The sequence below is a fragment of the Paenibacillus sp. FSL E2-0190 genome (assembly GCF_037992965.1).
Taxonomy (GTDB): Bacteria; Bacillota; Bacilli; order Paenibacillales; family Paenibacillaceae; genus Paenibacillus_AQ; species Paenibacillus_AQ odorifer.
In genome coordinates, this window is record NZ_CP150306.1 from 976,354 (window position 1) to 993,211 (window position 16,858).

The following is a 16,858-nucleotide window of genomic DNA, read 5'->3' on the forward strand; positions in this document are numbered from 1 at the left end:
TTTATTATGTTTTCAGCTAATTAGCAAAAAGAGGACCTTTCCCATCTACGGGCAAAGGTCCTCTTTAGTTTATAAGTGCATTTACAATCTTACATTCCGTCTGGTACAGATAAACCCAAACCGGATGCGATACGCTGTCCCAAGTCTGGATCAGCTTTAAAGAAATGCTCAATCTGGAGACGTTTGATATCGTTACTTTCAACAGGAGTCATAGCGCCAACGATATTTTGAACTAGACGGGTACGTTCTTCTTCAGACATTAGACGGTACAAGTCACCTGGTTGTGTATAGTGATCGTCACTATTGTAGGAGACACTATCCGCATAACCAGAGACTTCGAACGGCGATGTTTTATGCTGCGGTGATTCTTTAGGTCCTCCTAAGCTGTTAGGCTCGTAATAGGCACCGGAACCGCCATTGTTGCCCAAGGCCATACCACCATCACGTTGATAGTTCTTCACTTCTACTTTTGGACGGTTGATAGGTAAACTGTTATGGTTAGGGCCAACCCGGTGGCGGTGTGCATCACCATAAGCGAACAGACGGCCTTGTAGCAATTTATCCGGCGAAGCTTCAATACCAGGAACGAAAGAGCCGGGGGAGAATGTAACTTGTTCTACTTCAGCGAAGTAGTTCTCCGGATTGCGATCCAATACCATACGGCCAACCTCGATTAACGGATAATCTTTTTGCGACCAGACCTTTGTTACATCAAATGGATCAAAACGGTAAGTCTTCGCATCCTCGATTGGCATAATTTGCACGTAGAGCTTCCAAGCAGGGAAATCTCCTTTATCAATAGCATTAAACAAGTCCTCTGTATGATAATCCGGGTTTTCCCCAGCGATTTTGGCAGCAAGGTCTGTATCTAGATTCTTAATGCCTTGTTCTGTTTTGAAATGGTATTTCACCCAGACTGCATTGCCCTCGGCATTTACCCACTTGAAGGTGTGGCTACCGAACCCATGCATATGTCTCAGCGTAGCTGGAATTCCGCGATCCGACATCAAAATCGTTACCTGATGCAGAGATTCAGGCGATAAAGACCAGAAGTCCCATACAGCATTCGGGTTCTTCAGATGTGTCTGTGGATCACGTTTCTGTGTATGAATAAAGTCCGGGAATTTAATCGCATCACGAACGAAGAATACAGGCGTATTGTTACCTACGAGATCATAGTTTCCTTCTTCAGTATAGAACTTCACGGCAAATCCACGAGGGTCGCGTACGGTATCAGCAGAACCTAATTCACCAGCTACAGTAGAAAAACGAATGAACAACGGTGTACGTTTGCCTACTTCAGACAAAAAGTTAGCTTTTGTGTATTGGGTTAGATCTTTTGTAACTTCAAAATACCCGTGAGCGCCAGCACCTTTAGCATGAACGACACGTTCAGGAACACGTTCTCTGTTAAAGTGGGCTAATTTCTCAAGCAAATGGACATCTTGCAGTAAAGTGGGACCGCGGTCACCGGCTGTCATTGAATTCTGATTGTCGCCTACTGGAGCACCCCAGCTGGTTGTAAGATTATTATTATTGGAGCTCATTAATAGAATCACCTCATGAGATTTGATTTTAGATTTAGTATAAGTTCTATATTAATGTTTTTTAGAGAAATTGCAACACTTTTTAAATAATTGACTCATTACAATATGTGGTAATCGTCAATACAGCGTTGGCACATTCAGATATATATGATAGACAAAGTGATTAATTGCTTAGCAGAATTAAAAAAGAAACAGCGCATCCCTACCATCACTGAAGGGGTGCGCTGCATTTTTTGATATAGAAGATATTCGGTTCTTGTACTTAGGCTTTAATGTACATTCTGTTGTAATATTCATCTAACATTCTTTTGGTGGCAAACTCCGTACGGGTGGTTTCGATACTCTTTTTCATCATTTGTACCCACTGTTCACGATTCTCGTAAAAGGTTGGGAGCACACGTTTCAATAAGGTGTTGTACAGTGCATCACTATCATGCTTATCCAGAACCTCAAAGTCTGTAGTTTCGAAGCCGTCTCCAATCTGCCAGCCATTCTCGCCATCGATGCAGGCTTCCGGCCACCAGCCATCCAGAATAGAACAGTTCAATACACCGTTCATAGCTGCTTTCATCCCGGAGGTGCCGCTGGCTTCCAATGGTCTGCGTGGATTGTTGAGCCAAATATCAGCACCGCGCGTCAGCTGGGCACCAATCGTCATATCGTAATTCTCGAGGAACACAACACTCTTTGGATACTTTTTCATCATCGCTACTAGGTTACTGACGATTTTTTTACCGTTATCATCGAGTGGGTGCGCTTTGCCGGAGAATACAATTTGTATCTTTCCAGACTCCAGATAAGGTTCGATAATTTCTGGCTGCGAGAAGATCAGGTCGCTTCGTTTATATGGAGCTGCTCTGCGTGAGAAGCCGATGAGTAAATTGTCAGCATTTAAGCTAATGCCGGAACGTTCTTTGATGAACTGGATCAGTTCGCCCTTGATCTCTTTATGCACTGCCCATAAGTCTCCATCCTGTTCGTAGGCTTGCGTCATTCTATCATCTACCCAGGTAGGAGTATGGATGGCATTAGTAATGCCTATAATTTCCGATCTTCCGGCTACTTCCTTCCACATTTTATTAGCCGTATCGGCGTGTAGCTGGGCTACTGCGTTGGAAATACGTGATAGTCTTAGACCTGCAACCGTCATATTAAATGGCTCGCCGCCGATCCGCTCCATCTGGTCACGGGTTAAGCCGTTGAACGCACTCATATACTCAAGTCGGTCGAGAGGATGGGTTTCGTTGCCTTCTTTGATTGGTGTGTGGGTAGTGAATACGACTTCTTCGCGAGTAGCTTTCCACGCTTCTTCGAAGGTATGGCCTCCGGACATTTTTTCACGGATTAGCTCGATAGCCGCTAGAGCCGCATGACCCTCATTGAAGTGATAGACATCAATAGGGATTTGCAGTGCACGCATAGCTTTGACTCCACCAATCCCAAGTACGATCTCTTGTGCGATCCGTTCTTCGCCGAACCAGCCGTACAATTGGCCTGTGATCCAGGCATCATTATTCTCGGGAATATCCGTATCCAGTAAATACAATGTGCTGTTGCCAAAATAATCAGTTTTCCATACTTTGCATACCACATCGGTTTTTCGGACTTTAACAGTTACCTTAACCCCTGTATCTTCAAGAAACTCATAAACATAATTGTGATAGGAGTCGTACGGATTGCCATTGGCATCAATCTTTTGGTCCGTGTAACCTTGTTTCCACTTCAGCCCAATAGGGATGATAGGGGCGTTGATATCTTTTGCACCCTTGATGTAGTCTCCGGCAAGAATGCCCAGACCTCCGGCATACATTTTGAAATCGGAATGCAGCCCGTACTCCATACTAAAATAAGCGACTGACGGTAATTTTTGTTCGTTCACTTGATAAGCCTCCTAATCACGGATTAGATTAAATTGCAGTGAAGCTGCGGGCATTATCTTAGGTGCAAACGTTTGCTCAAAATAGTACAGGCAATCATTGTGGAAGCGATTGCACCACTATTCTAGCACACTCGATGAATAAAAGCATAACGTCAATTTGGTGAAAACAACCATTTTGAATCCAATTGAGCGGAATTGATTGATAAAGTGGACAGAAGCCCCTAAGATAAAGAGATTGAAGAAATAATTAATGGTGGTGTCTAAGTTGGATATAGTTGTGATTGGAAGCTTGAATATGGATATGGTGGTACGTACAAACCGGTCACCAAATGCAGGAGAAACCCTGATTGGACAAGCCTTTGCTCTATCTCCTGGCGGAAAAGGGGCAAATCAGGCCGTTGCCGCAGCACGTCTGGGTGCAGAGGTTAGTATGATCGGAAGAGTTGGAAAAGATACCTTTGGTAGCGAAATGCTGGAGATTATCAGGAATGAAGGCATTCATATAGAGCATATTTCTGTAAGTGAACATGAGGCAACAGGAGTCGCCTCAATCGTTATTGAAGAAGATGGAGAAAATCGGATTATCGTGGTACCTGGAGCGAATATTGAGCTTACGGTAGAGGATATTCAGGCATTGGAGGCTGTGATTAGCCAGGCTAAGATCATTGTGCTGCAGCTTGAAATGGATCTGGCGATGAGTGAGCAGGCGATTGCGATTGCCCATCGTAAGGGGATTCCGGTCATCCTTAATCCTGCACCAGCTAGAGTGCTAAAGGATGAGATGCTGGCTCAGGTATCTTACCTGACACCTAATGAGACGGAAGCCGGGATTTTGTCCGGAATGACTGTGGATAGCGCAGAGACTGCTGAGCAGGCAGCCCGTATTTTGCTGCAAAAAGGAGTACAGAACGTAATTGTAACCTTGGGTTCAAAAGGTGCCCTGATTGTGAATGCTGAAGGTGCCAAGGCTGTTCCAGGCTTCCCGGTAAAGGCGGTAGATACAGTTGCTGCCGGTGACTCATTTAATGGCGCATTAGCCCAGCAGCTGGTCATAGGGAAGACCTTGGAGGAAGCCGTGAGCTTCGCTAATGCTGTAGGTGCATTGGCTGTAGGGAAAGAAGGGGCGATCCCTTCATTGCCGCAGTTGTCCGAGGTCGAGCAATTTCTAAAACTTAAATCGCTGTAGAATAGACAGTACAGGATATTCAAGATCTATACTAGATGAGATAGGATAAGGAGCTTAAATAATGAGCAGAACAGTAACCGTTAAAAATGTGATCATCGGCGAAGGAATCCCTAAGATATGTGTTCCGCTAATTGGAGCGACCTTGTCTGAGCTGAAGCAGGAAGCGGAAGCGCTGAAAGTACTGCAACCTGATTTGGTGGAGTGGCGGACGGATTTTTTTGCTGAAGTGGAAGACGTTGCAGCTGTAAAGAACGCACTAAGCGAAATCTGTTCTGTGATTCCAGATCTGCCGCTGATTTTTACTTTTCGGAGTGCAAAAGAAGGCGGAGAGAAGCAAGTCAGCACGGAATATTACACAGCACTGAATAAAGCTGCTGCCGAGAGCGGTCTAGTAGATATAATAGATGTTGAACTATTTAATGATGAGCAGGATGTAAAGCTACTGGTCGAAGCTGCTCATGCTCATAACGTGTCTGTCATTATTTCAAATCATGATTTTCAGGGTACACCTCCTAAAGAGGAGATCATCTCACGGTTATGCAAGGCGCAGGAGCTTGGCGGGGATTTGCCCAAAATTGCCGTTATGCCCCAAGATGCAGGCGATGTGCTAACTTTGCTGGAAGCTACACACATCATGAAGGAAAAATATGCAGACCGTCCGATTATAACGATGTCTATGGCGGGAGCCGGGGTGATCAGCCGTTTGGCAGGTGAAGTTTTTGGTTCAGCGCTTACCTTCGGAGCTGCACATAAACCTTCTGCACCTGGCCAGGTAGCTGTCGCTGAGCTTCGAAATACATTGTCGCTGCTGCACCGCAGTCTGTGATTTCTGCTGATTGCTATTGCCTCAAAAAAAAGGCATCCGGAGTATCCGGATGCCTTTTTCTATTTTAAAATATTGTTCGTGCGCTTACGCATTTTTTCCCGTATATACATGTACGGCATCTCTTAGAAACGCAGCGAGTCCAGGGCGGCGTTTGTCATAGTATTCGGTAAAACGTTCATCATCAACATACAATTGTGCAACACCAGCATGAGCTTCTTTGGAATAGGAATTCCAGTAGAAGGAGAGCCACTCACGGTGTAGGTCTGCACTTTTTTGTGCTAATACACTGGCAGGATCTCCATGCTCCATTGCTTGCAAGAGTGTTTCGAACATCTCTTCCTCAAGCTGTTGTATAGCGGCATATTGATCTTCTGTCATTCCTTTAAGCTTTTGGTTGGATTGATTAATGGTGTCATCTCCGTATTTCTCCCTTATTTCTTGGCCATATTTCTTTTCGTTGTCATCTACCAGCTTTTGTTTAAAGCCTTCGAATTTTTCAGTATCACTCATGGTAATTCTCCCTTCTTTTTGAGCCAGCGTCTTTTCGACGTTAGCGATTAATAGATCTAATTGCTGTCTTTTTTCCAGTAGCTTGTCATGATGCTCCCGCAGCGCTTTGGCTCCGTCGAATGAGGGCTCTGTCATAATAGCCTTGATACGTTCCAGACTTAAGCCAAGCTCCCGATAAAATAAAATTTGCTGTAGTAGATCTACTTCGGTACGGCCATATATACGATACCCCGAAGAGTTGATTCTCGCCGGCTTAAGAATGCCAAACTCATCGTAGTAGCGCAGGGTCCGTGTGCTGATTCCAGCTAACTCTGCGAGCTTCTGCACTGTGTATTCCGTAGTATCACCTCCTACAAATCAAATGTACACCTTTACGTAACGTGAAGGTCAAATGGTTTTTTTAGCATATCCAAAACAGCGACAGCTACCCTCTGAATGATCATGGGGAAGTCTGCCGCTGCTATGAATAAGTCTATAATGTTGAGCTTTGCTGCTTGAATTTATTTATGGCCCATCTGTGCTGTGAAATAATTGTGCAATTCCTCCAGCTTACGAGGGTCCGCAAGGGTTGCTTTGTCTGAGAAGTAGTGTTCAACGACAAGGTCCCAGGTAGGTACAATTTTTTGTGAGGTCATAGCCTTAATGGCTACCTTAACTGTTTTGCGTTCTTTGGCATTGGAGAAGGTATCTACGTAATGCTGTGAACGCTCAAAATCCAGATCCTTAAACACGGCGCGGAAGATCTCTGACGTCATCCGTGCATCATCCAGCGCCCGGTGTGCAGATCCAGTAGGCTCAAGCTCAAACAATGCCATCGCGCTTTCCACGCTGACATCATTGCTAAGACCACGCGCACGAAGAACTCCTTTGAGCAAATCGAAATACGTAGCGGACATCCAGTAGGATTCGTCCATCTTGTGCATGCGCACATCCTGAATGATTCGCTTCATGTCTTCGCCACCCCAGGTAAGCAGCAGAACTCCGTCTGTACTTAGATCAAGCCACTCTCTAAAAGCAGTGATGACTTTGGGGAAGCGGGCGGCAATGTCGATTTCCTCTTGAGGGATACCCGTTTTTTTCTTAATAAAGGAATTCAGGGTGGAGAAATATATAGGTTTGATCAAGGAAGAAAATTCATCCTTATACTGCAGTGAAGAGTCTAACCGGACGGCTCCAATCTCAATGACCTCCATAGGGTGCTCGCTGGCAAACTTACGGCCGTTGAATTCGATGTCCAGAATAATATAATCCACAGGTACTTGCCTCCGTTTCCATGACTGACGCTGTAGTGCTTAATACGTCGACTTCTCTATTTTAACAAAAAAAGTGATGTAATGGGGAATATGGAGACAAGCTAATATTTGCACAAAAAAATGAACCAGCGTAACATCTGCGCACTGGTTCATTTAATCACTATTAAAATTTAATCCTATAAAAGATTAATGTCCTGAATCGGCAGCAGGTTCAGGCATATGAATCGGCTGTTCATTTATAACGGATCCGTCATCAAGACGAAGCCAGGTATTGAAGTCTTGAGTGCCTTTGACCAGTTCGATGACGCGTGCTCCCCGCATAAAGCCTTCTTTTCCATAAGTATTGTAGCCGGTAGCACGGCCATAAGAAAGACGTATGCCATACAGGTTGCCGCTAAAATCGTTGATATGGTCATGTCCGCAGAAGGTGCCAAGCACATCACCCATTTCCAGCAAAGCTGAGAATAAGCCCGAGTTCACCTCAGGTGAGCATACACGCTCAAACTTATGCCCATGACAGACTTGTGTAGACCAGACATCCCGATATTCGGGAATTGGAATATGGAAGAAAGCCAAGGCAGGCAGCCTGTTCTCAGCAGTCTTCGGATTCAGCCGCGCAGATTCAGCCGTCAGCCAGTTGATCTGATTCCGCCCAATCCAATTGTAGCCCGGGATATCCTCATACTCGGAGTAGCCGCCAGAGTCCAGAAAATACAAAATAGCAGCCGAGTGGTCTTCCTGATCTTTAATTTCAAGAGTGTAATTGCCCGAGCCTTCCAGCTCTTCTGGACCGGCTTCGGTCAGGCAGTGGGGATGTTCCAGGGCAATTTGCATCAGTTCACTCTTTGAAATCAGAGTTTCTGTGTCATGGTTGCCAAATACAAAGGTCCAAGGGATGCCGGATCTCTCCACGGCAGCGATAGCCTCACGAAAAGCTTGTGCGGGGTGCTCGCATGCCTTGTTTCCCGGTGATACAGGACCCGTGTAAATAAGATCTCCCGTGAAAACCACAAGATCAGGTTGTTCCGCATCCAGAATGCGTTCCATCAGTGCCTCGGTAAGCTGATCCTCAGCTCTTCCATCCATCCAGTGCAGATCGGTAAATTGTACGATTTTAAAAGTGCCATCTTGCTGAAATGATAAACTGTGTCTCATTAGAATAATCTCCCTTACTATCGAATATTGAATAGCAAGCTGTGGAGGCGCCAACCCCTCATTGCGCCAAGAGGGCAATAAGGGCTGACGTCGTTAGAAGCATAGCTATACGCAGGTCAGCCGATCCAGATCCGCTGAGTGCAATGATCTCCAGAGTTTCTACCGATCATAATATCATATTCCCCAGGCTCGAAGACCAACTGATCGTCTTTTCCGTAGAACATTAACATTTCTCTGGTGATTTCGAAGGAAACCACCTGTTTCTCATGCGGTGCGAGTGTAATCTGCTGGAAGCCTTTCAGTTCCTTGACCGGGCGCACGACACTTGCGCTGACGTCGTGGATGTAGAGCTGAACGGTTTCCTTGCCGGCGATGTCCGAAGTATTCTCTACTTCAATGGAGGCAACCACCCGATCCGCAGCTTCAACATTGAAGCTGTTGTAAGCAAACTTGGAATAGCTCAGGCCATAACCAAAACAGAACAGCGGGTCATTCGGGCAGTCCAGATAACGGGTCACGTAACGCACATTAGGATACATAGGATCATAAGGACGTCCCGTTTGATAAGCATTGTAATAGACAGGAATTTGCCCAACCGAGTAGGGGAAGCTCATCGATAAACGTCCGGAAGGATTATAATCTCCGAACAGCACATCGGCCAGCGAATTTCCTGACTCTGTACCCAGAAACCAAGCCTGCAGCAGAGCGTCGCTGGCATCAAGAACGGGTTTCAGCTCCAGTGGTCTGCCGCTGAATACAATGGTGACGACCTTTTTTCCGGTATCCTTCAGACGCCAGATCAGCTTCTCCTGATTGGCTGATAGGCGGAGATTGGATTTGCTTCCGCCTTCCCCGGTATCCTGCTGGTTCTCACCGACAGCGGCGAGAATTACATCACAATCCTTCAGCGCCTGGTAGGCGTCTTCAATTTCATCCTCCACATCAAAAACACCCTCAAGCATGCTTCCCAGCTCACCAGTCATGGCCGTAAAAATATTTTCGGCAGATGTTTTTTGCGAAAGGCCGGTGTAGAGTGATACAGCCGGATCTTTTTCTGTCCCGGCCCAACCGCCCAGCACATGAATGGAGGTGGCGAAAGGACCAGCCAGACCAATCTTCATGCCACGTTTAAGGGGCAAAGCATCATTGTCGTTTTTGAGCAGTACAACTGAGCTAGCTCCAAGCTCCCGTGCGGCCTGCAGATGCTCCGCGCTAGGTTTCGGAGCCTCATCCACCAGCGGATCTGCATCCTTGAATGGATTATCGAACAAGCCAAGCGCGTCCTTGAGCTCAAGCACCCGGATGACGGCTTCATCGATCAAGGCGATATCAAGCTTTCCTTCCTCGACCAGAGCAGCGCCGTGGTTTAGATAGTGAGTGGACATCATCTCAATATCCAGCCCAGCAGCCAGACTTTTCTCGGCTGCCTCACGGCCATCTATCGCGGCGCCATGGGGAATCAGCTCATTAACGGAATTGAAATCGGCGATGGTAACGCCGTTGAAGCCCCATTCTTCCCGTAAAATCCCGCGAAGAAGTTCGGAATTACCACTTGCCGGGATACGGTCAATGGTATTAAATGCGGCCATCACCATGGCCACACCAGCATCTACGGCAGCCTTATAGGCTGGCAAGTAGAACTCACGCAATACGCCGGAAGACATATCCACCGTGTTGTATTCCCGTCCGCCTTCGGGAGCACCGTAACCAGCGAAGTGCTTCACACAGGCAGCGATGCGTCCTTTTTCTTTTAGGTCCTTGCCCTGATAACCCCGCACCATACTTTCGGTGACACGGGCATTCAGATAGGGATCCTCACCAGATGTCTCCATGACGCGTCCCCAGCGCGGGTCGCGTACGAGATCAGTCATGGGCGAGAAGGTGACGTGAATGCCGGCAGCCGCACTCTCCTTGGCGGCGATTTCAGCAAACCTTTCACAGGCTTCAAGGTCAAAGCTGCTGCCCATGGCCAGCGGAATCGGGAGGATGGTCCGGTAGCCGTGAATGACATCCGCCATGAAGAGCAGAGGAATCTTTTGTCGGCTGGTTTGCAAATGTCGGGTCTGTTGCTCGATTACATTCCGGGCTCCAATACCGTTCAGAACACTTCCGATGCTCTCCATTACCTGCGGCTTAATATTCAGTTCCTTAAATGGTCCGGTTAAATCCACGGTATCGTCCAAACCCCAATAGTGAGGACCTAGCTGGGTTAATTGGGCCAGCTTTTCGTCCAGGGTCATATCGTTCACAAGATCTTGGATAAACGTTTTAGTCATGGTTAACTCCTTCCTCGTGAGCGCATTGAAAGTTAGTTTGTTAAATAGATGTGTAGTTCCCCGCCGGGCAGCGTAAGCATGATTTTATTAGCAAAACTTACGTTAGATAGGCGATAAGGATGGGAGTGAACCGTTAACTCTCCTGGCACACAGCTCCGAGATGCGGAATGGGCCTGAGCTATAATCAGGTTCATTTTTTGTGAAAATCATAGCATTTCTCTCTTCGGATACAGGGATGAGGCATAAATTAAATCAGAAGAGGATTGCATCATTAAGATGTTACATATGGAGACTGACATGTCTATGAAAGAAAAGTATAAAAACGTTTCCACAAACGATACACCTCGATATTAGTCTGAACACCAAAAAAAGTCAATCGCCTTTGGAAAAACAGCTAATTTATATTTTTTTACGTGAAATATGTAACTTTAGTACTTGTAATTCAAAAATAAAATGAATTGACAGCGCATACATTTTGGGAGTATGCTTCTCACACAGAGAGCTTTACAGAAACACTGGAAACGTTTCTACAACACTCGATACACTTTTTTATGAAGGTTGGGCAAACTGTTTTTATTCTGGCTGCTGGACAAGAAAGGAAGGTAATTTATGCATGTGACTGAATGCATCTTTCAAATTGGAGGTGGGCACTTTGGCGAGACTGAAGCTTGTGGGTGGAAACATTGTTCGGGAAGTCATTAAGAACAAAGTTCTTTTTCTAATGTTGCTGCCTGTAATCGTATATTTCGTTATCTTTCACTATGCTGTAATGCCTGGAGCTTACGTCGCATTTGTAGATTACAAGCTCAATAAGGGGATTTTTGGAAGTAACTTTATCGGCCTTAAGAACTTTGAGTTTCTGGTTCAAAATGGGGATCTATGGAATATTACCAAGAATACGCTGCTCTATAATATCGTCTTTCTGGCTTTAGGTAATATCATTCAAATAGTATTTGCCATTATGTTGTCTGAGATCTCAGGCAAGTGGTTCAAAAAAATATCACAATCCGTTATCCTGTTACCGAATTTCATCTCCATGGTTATCGTCGGTGTGTTTGCCTACAATATATTCAATTTCAATTCCGGGTTTATCAATACGATGTTAACTGGAATGGGGCTAGACCGTTACGAGTTCTATTCCGATCCGGGCATCTGGAAATATATTATTGTGGCTTTCAAGATCTGGGCGGGTACCGGATATGGAATGATTGTTTATCTGGCAACGATCACAGGGATTAATCATGATCTGTACGAGGCAGCTTATATGGATGGAGCGACTACCTGGCAGCGAATCCGTTATATGACCTTGCCGATTCTGAAGCCAACCTTTATTCTGCTTCTACTGTTCGGTATGGGTGGAATTCTCAAGGGATCCTTTGACCTTTTCTATAATCTGATCGGTACCAACTCTGTACTGTATCCGCAGACAGATATCATCGATACCTATGTCTTCCGTTCACTGGTGGGACAATTCAACTTCTCTATGGGTGCCGCAGTGGGCTTCTACCAATCCTTATTCGGTCTGATCCTGGTGCTTGTAGTTAACTTTATTGTACGCAAGGTAGAACCGGACAGCGCTTTGTTCTAAGACTAGACACGAAACAGGGGTGATAAATATGGAAAAGAGTACAATCAAACAGGATTCCGGAAGCATTCTCATAAAAGCAGTCAGTTATATCTGTATCGCTATCTTTGCGCTTTTCTGTTTATTTCCCTTCGCGTTGATGATCTCCTCATCGTTCATGAACGAGCAGGAAATTGTTCGTGAAGGTTACAAGCTGCTGCCGAAGGCATTTTCCTTTAAGGCTTACGAGATGCTATTCAACAACTCTACTCAGCTGGTGAATGCTTATCAGGTAACTATCTTCATCACCGTAGTGGGTACGGTACTCGGACTGTTTATGATGTCGATGGCCGGATTCGTGCTCAACCGTAAGGATTTCAAGTACCGCAACTTCTTTTCCTTCTTGATTTACTTTACAACACTATTCAGTGGCGGCTTGATTCCGACATACATCCTGATGGTTAAGCACCTGCATATGAAGGACAGCTTATTCGCCATGATTCTTCCGGGTGTAGTTGGTGCATGGTCCATCTTCCTGATGCGTAATTTCATGAAGGCGATTCCGGATTCTTTATATGAATCCGCTACCATTGACGGTGCTGGTGACTTTCGCATCTATTGGCGGATATTTATTCCGCTGGCGGTTCCATCCTTGGCTACTATTGGACTTTTCTCAGCACTAGGCTTTTGGAATGAGTGGTATAACGGGATGTTGTATATTGACAGTCCGACGAAATATCCGCTCCAATACTTTTTGCAGCGAATGGTCAATCAGACGAACTTAGGAGCGCTAATCAACTCGGGAGCGGTCATCAATACTGCTGATCTTCCGACGCAATCCATCAAGATGGCTACAGCTGTGCTGGCCACTGGACCGATTATTCTCCTGTATCCATTTGTACAGCGTTATTTCGTAACAGGCCTCACCATCGGGGCTGTAAAGGGTTAATGGACGCAATCTTCTTTTCGAAGAGCGTTTATTATAAATGAAAGTTTCATAAATAGAAGAGAAAAGGGAGGCTTACCTAAATGAAAGGTAAAAAGATCGCGTCTTCTTTAATTGCTGTCCTCATGCTTACTGGAGCACTGACAGCCTGCACATCCAAGAACAACAATGAGCCGAGTAATGATCCGGCAGCCACGAAAGCTCCAGAGGCTTCAGCCAATGCAGGCGGAGTGGATACTTCCAAGGAAGCTAAGCTGGTGTACTACCTCTGGGGCAGCGAAGGAGTTAAAAATAAAGAAATCCTCGCTGAGATTAACAAGAAGCTCAAAGCTGATCTAAACGCTACGATTGAAGTGAAGTATATTGACTGGCCGGATATCGCTACTAAGTACCCGCTGCTATTTGCTTCAGGCGAAGAATTTGATATGTCGCATGCATCTCCCGGAGCTCCGGTGTCTTATTTCACATTGGCTAGTGAAGGCGCTCTAGTGGACCTTACAGATATGCTGGATAAAGTTGCTCCTAAGCTAAAAGCGGAAATCCCGGAAAGTGTGTGGGAGAATACAAAATACAAAGGCAAAATTTATGGTGTACCAAGTCTTTATAGCGAATACACACCTGCCGGTTATGCCTATCGTTCTGACTTGCTGAAGAAATATGGAATGGACAAAATCACTTCCATTGATGATATGGTTAAATACATGGATAATGTGGTTGCTAATGAGTCCTTCCCACCAATTAACGGCAAGGCAGAAGATGCAGCCAATATGTTCAGAATGCTCGTAGATACTACAGGGATGTGGCTTAACGCTCCTGGTATATCTTTGAATGAGCTGAATCTTGTGACCAAAAGTCCAGAGGACTACAAGACCGTCTTCCATCCAGCCTTCACTCAGGAATTTGAAGATTGGGCTGTGAAGATGCGTGAATGGGCGGATAAGGGTTACTGGAGTAAAGATGTGCTGTCTGCGACCCTAGGCAGCAAGGATAACTTCAGAGCAGCTAACTCCGCAGGTTATTTGACTCATGCTCAGGACTGGATCGGCCAATACGGTGCGGATTTGAAGGCGCAACCGGAATCAGATCCTTACTTCTTTACTTTTGCGGAAGCTAATAAGAAGATCAAACGTAAGATGGGCGTTGACAACTCGACTGTAATCAGCACGAACTCAGCTAATCCAGAGCGCGCTCTGATGGTGATCGAGAAGTTCATGACCGATGAAAGCTACTACAACCTCATCCAAAACGGTATTGAAGGCAAACAATATGTGATGGAAAATGGTGTTAAAAAGCAGCCTGCAGGCTTCAACGATAAAACGGACGGCGGAGGTTTCGCTGCTTGGTCACTTCGTAATGACAAATTCGTAGTTCCTACGGATACAGAAAACCCAATCCGTAACTCCTTATTCGCAGAATGGGATAAAGTGGCTATCGATGATCCTTACAATGGCTTCAGCTTTGATCCAACCAATGTTACAACTGAAATTGCTTCGATTTCCAACGTGAATTCACAGCTCGGTATTCAATTGATGCTTGGTAAAACAAGCAAAGATCCAAAAGCAGCTGTTGCGGAGTACCGTGATCAGTTGAAAAAAGCAGGAGTTGACAAGGTCATTGCCGAAGTAGAGAAGCAATTGGCTGCGTTTGTTCCTGTCAACTAAAGAAAGTTAAGGGGTGTAAGGGAGCTATAATTCGATATAGCTCCTTTACCCATAAATGGGGGAGTAAAGTGGATGTAAATATCAAGGATATCGCGCGGATTTCCGGTGTGGGCATCTCGACGGTCTCCAGGGTAATCAATAACAAGGGACCGGTGAGCAAGTCTACACGTGAGAAAGTGATGAGTGTGGTTAAGGAATACAATTATATTCCCAATTCCAACGCGCGGAATTTGAAAACTACACAATCTAAGAACATTGCACTTATGGTCAAGGGGATTACCAATCCTTTTTTCTCTAATATGATCAGAGAAATTGAACGGCAGGTCAATCTGCGGGGCTACCCGTTTCTTATCCAGCAAGTAGAGGATGGGACCGATGAAATCAATGCTGCAATTCAACTGGTGAAGGAGAAAAATCTGTGCGGGATTATCTTCATGGGTGGAACCTATGATCATTCTGAAGAGAAGTTCAAACAGCTGACGGTTCCGTTTGTGCTGACAACGATCACCTCAACGCAGGAGGTGAACCCGCTTATTTTTTCCAGCGTTATTATCAATGAAACGAAGGAAGCTTATAAGGCTACCAATTATTTGATCTCATTAGGTCATACGAATATCGGCTTTTTAGCCAAGTCTCCATTATTGGATGAAACCACGGGCAACCGGCGGTATTTAGGCTACAAAAAAGCACTCGAAGAGCAGGGTCTGCCCTATGATTCAGGGTTGGTTGAGGATTGTGAATACAGTCCCAGCTCGGGATTTAATGCTGCGCGGAGACTGCTCAACAAGAACAAGGGAATTACAGCTATATTTGCCGCTTCCGACACGATTGCCATCGGTGCTGCCAAAGCGGTGCTTACCGCGGGGTTATCTATCCCTGATGATATTTCGATCATTGGCTTTGACGGGATCGAGATGGCTGAATATTATCATCCTTCTCTTGATACAATCAGCCAGCCGGGTACGGAAATGGCCTTATCCAGTGTAGGTGTTCTGTTTGATCTCATTTCCGGACGTTCAAACCATCAGCATATTGTCTATGATGCGGTATTGCTCAAGCGTGGTTCCTGCAAGATGATTAAACCTCGTTAAGATCACACTATAAACCTTTATTGGAGTGGAACCGAAATGCAAGATACACTGAGAATAGGTACGATTGTACGTGGTGGAGAAGCCGTTAAGGTCATTCCACAAATTGTGGGGCATGGATTTGAATCATTTAATCTGAACTTTTGGCAGACCACCGGCGAAACCGATTTGATAGAAACGGCTGCACGACTGAGGGAGTTAGCTGCTGAACATGATTTTGTCATCTCTTCTGTGGGCATCTATGGCAATCCGCTGAATGGCAGCGGCGACAATGCCGACACATTGGCCAGCTGGGAGCGGCTGATTGATCATGCACATTTGTTTGGCACAGATATTATAGGCGGGTTCACCGGTCGATTGCCAGGTTTGTCCATTGATGAGTCCATCCCGAAGTTTACAGAGGTGTTCGGAGAATTGGCGAAGAGAGCGGCAGATCGTGGCCTGCGGATTGCTTTTGAGAATTGCGCTATGGGCGGAAATTGGCAGAGCGGAGAGTGGAACATCGCTCACAATCCTTCGGCCTGGGAGAAGATGTTCAATGCCGTTCCGGCGGATAATCTGGGATTGGAATGGGAGCCTTGCCACCAGATGATCGCATTGATTGATCCGCTTCCGCAGCTGCGCAAATGGATGGATAAAGTATTCCATGTGCATGGCAAGGATGCGACCATCGCTTGGGACATCGTTAAGGAATACGGTATTCATGGCCCCAAACCTTATGTATGGGACCGGACCCCTGGCTTCGGGGATACCAATTGGGTAGATGTAATCACCATCCTGCGCCAAGCGGGTTATAAAGGTACGATTGATATCGAAGGCTGGCATGATCCAGTGTATCGTGATGAGCTGGAAATGACCGGCCAGGTGCATGCATTGAATTACTTGAAATATTGCCGTGGTGGCAGCTTTGTGCCTAATCCGGTTTAAATGGTGCCGTATGAAAACAACCCAAAAATGACCTCGAAAT

Annotated in this window: 13 protein-coding genes; 7 read left to right on the top strand and 6 right to left on the bottom strand. The window is 45.7% G+C overall.

Annotation, left to right across the window (positions count from 1 at the left end; all coding sequences use genetic code 11):
• Positions 1 to 89: 89 nt before the first annotated feature.
• Both katA and glgP read right to left on the bottom strand, forming a co-directional pair.
• A complete protein-coding gene (gene katA, locus NST25_RS04200; protein ID WP_340393374.1) occupies positions 90 to 1,547 on the bottom strand; it encodes a catalase KatA in 1,458 nt (485 codons plus the stop codon).
• A 262-nt stretch (positions 1,548 to 1,809) separates the two neighbouring features.
• Positions 1,810 to 3,426 carry an alpha-glucan family phosphorylase gene (gene glgP, locus NST25_RS04205; RefSeq protein WP_076219778.1) on the bottom strand — a complete coding sequence of 539 codons (1,617 nt, stop codon included), beginning with the start codon at positions 3,424 to 3,426 and terminating at the stop codon, positions 1,810 to 1,812.
• A gap of 256 nt (positions 3,427 to 3,682) precedes the next feature.
• Here glgP and rbsK point away from each other — a divergent pair, with 256 nt between their 5' ends.
• Together rbsK and aroD are read left to right on the top strand one after the other, a co-directional pair.
• Entirely contained in the window at positions 3,683 to 4,612 is a 930-nt protein-coding gene (gene rbsK / locus NST25_RS04210; RefSeq protein ID WP_340394357.1) for a ribokinase, read from the top strand.
• Positions 4,613 to 4,673: 61 nt separating this feature from the next.
• Positions 4,674 to 5,438 carry a type I 3-dehydroquinate dehydratase gene (gene aroD / locus NST25_RS04215; protein WP_076130672.1) on the top strand — a complete coding sequence of 255 codons (765 nt, stop codon included), beginning with the start codon at positions 4,674 to 4,676 and terminating at the stop codon, positions 5,436 to 5,438.
• Positions 5,439 to 5,522: 84 nt separating this feature from the next.
• Here the strand turns inward: aroD and NST25_RS04220 are convergent, their stop codons facing one another.
• From NST25_RS04220 to bglX, 4 genes are all read right to left on the bottom strand, one after another.
• Positions 5,523 to 6,275, bottom strand: a complete 753-nt coding sequence (locus tag NST25_RS04220) for a MerR family transcriptional regulator (RefSeq protein WP_076187440.1) — start codon at positions 6,273 to 6,275, stop codon at positions 5,523 to 5,525.
• Positions 6,276 to 6,448: 173 nt separating this feature from the next.
• Positions 6,449 to 7,201 carry a 3'-5' exonuclease gene (locus tag NST25_RS04225; RefSeq protein WP_036686897.1) on the bottom strand — a complete coding sequence of 251 codons (753 nt, stop codon included), beginning with the start codon at positions 7,199 to 7,201 and terminating at the stop codon, positions 6,449 to 6,451.
• A gap of 186 nt (positions 7,202 to 7,387) precedes the next feature.
• Positions 7,388 to 8,356, bottom strand: coding sequence for a metallophosphoesterase family protein (locus NST25_RS04230; protein WP_340393375.1), 969 nt, complete (start codon positions 8,354 to 8,356; stop codon positions 7,388 to 7,390).
• Between the two features lie 116 nt (positions 8,357 to 8,472).
• The gene (gene bglX, locus NST25_RS04235; RefSeq protein WP_076276802.1) at positions 8,473 to 10,632 is read right to left on the bottom strand and encodes a beta-glucosidase BglX; all 2,160 of its coding nucleotides are present in this window, start codon (positions 10,630 to 10,632) and stop codon (positions 8,473 to 8,475) included.
• Between the two features lie 643 nt (positions 10,633 to 11,275).
• Between bglX and NST25_RS04240 the strand changes: the two genes are divergently transcribed.
• The 5 genes from NST25_RS04240 to NST25_RS04260 all read left to right on the top strand — a co-directional run bounded on the left by NST25_RS04240 (position 11,276) and on the right by NST25_RS04260 (position 16,818).
• Complete coding sequence (locus tag NST25_RS04240; protein ID WP_305953532.1) at positions 11,276 to 12,220, top strand: ABC transporter permease subunit; 945 nt, start codon at positions 11,276 to 11,278, stop codon at positions 12,218 to 12,220.
• Positions 12,221 to 12,248: 28 nt separating this feature from the next.
• Positions 12,249 to 13,145 carry a carbohydrate ABC transporter permease gene (locus NST25_RS04245; protein WP_076105429.1) on the top strand — a complete coding sequence of 299 codons (897 nt, stop codon included), beginning with the start codon at positions 12,249 to 12,251 and terminating at the stop codon, positions 13,143 to 13,145.
• A gap of 80 nt (positions 13,146 to 13,225) precedes the next feature.
• A complete protein-coding gene (locus NST25_RS04250) occupies positions 13,226 to 14,803 on the top strand; it encodes a DUF3502 domain-containing protein (RefSeq protein WP_076105428.1) in 1,578 nt (525 codons plus the stop codon).
• A gap of 68 nt (positions 14,804 to 14,871) precedes the next feature.
• Entirely contained in the window at positions 14,872 to 15,894 is a 1,023-nt protein-coding gene (locus NST25_RS04255; RefSeq protein WP_036686912.1) for a LacI family DNA-binding transcriptional regulator, read from the top strand.
• Between the two features lie 36 nt (positions 15,895 to 15,930).
• A complete protein-coding gene (locus tag NST25_RS04260; protein ID WP_076310568.1) occupies positions 15,931 to 16,818 on the top strand; it encodes a sugar phosphate isomerase/epimerase family protein in 888 nt (295 codons plus the stop codon).
• The last annotated feature ends 40 nt before the right edge of the window (positions 16,819 to 16,858 follow it).

Coding starts and splice junctions, on each gene's coding strand:
- NST25_RS04250 (WP_076105428.1), top strand. CDS start 13,226: ATGAAAGGTAAAAAGATCGCGTCTTCTTTAATTGCTGTCCTCATGCTT.
- katA (WP_340393374.1), bottom strand. CDS start 1,547: ATGAGCTCCAATAATAATAATCTTACAACCAGCTGGGGTGCTCCAGTA.
- NST25_RS04230 (WP_340393375.1), bottom strand. CDS start 8,356: ATGAGACACAGTTTATCATTTCAGCAAGATGGCACTTTTAAAATCGTA.
- NST25_RS04260 (WP_076310568.1), top strand. CDS start 15,931: ATGCAAGATACACTGAGAATAGGTACGATTGTACGTGGTGGAGAAGCC.
- bglX (WP_076276802.1), bottom strand. CDS start 10,632: ATGACTAAAACGTTTATCCAAGATCTTGTGAACGATATGACCCTGGAC.
- NST25_RS04245 (WP_076105429.1), top strand. CDS start 12,249: ATGGAAAAGAGTACAATCAAACAGGATTCCGGAAGCATTCTCATAAAA.
- aroD (WP_076130672.1), top strand. CDS start 4,674: ATGAGCAGAACAGTAACCGTTAAAAATGTGATCATCGGCGAAGGAATC.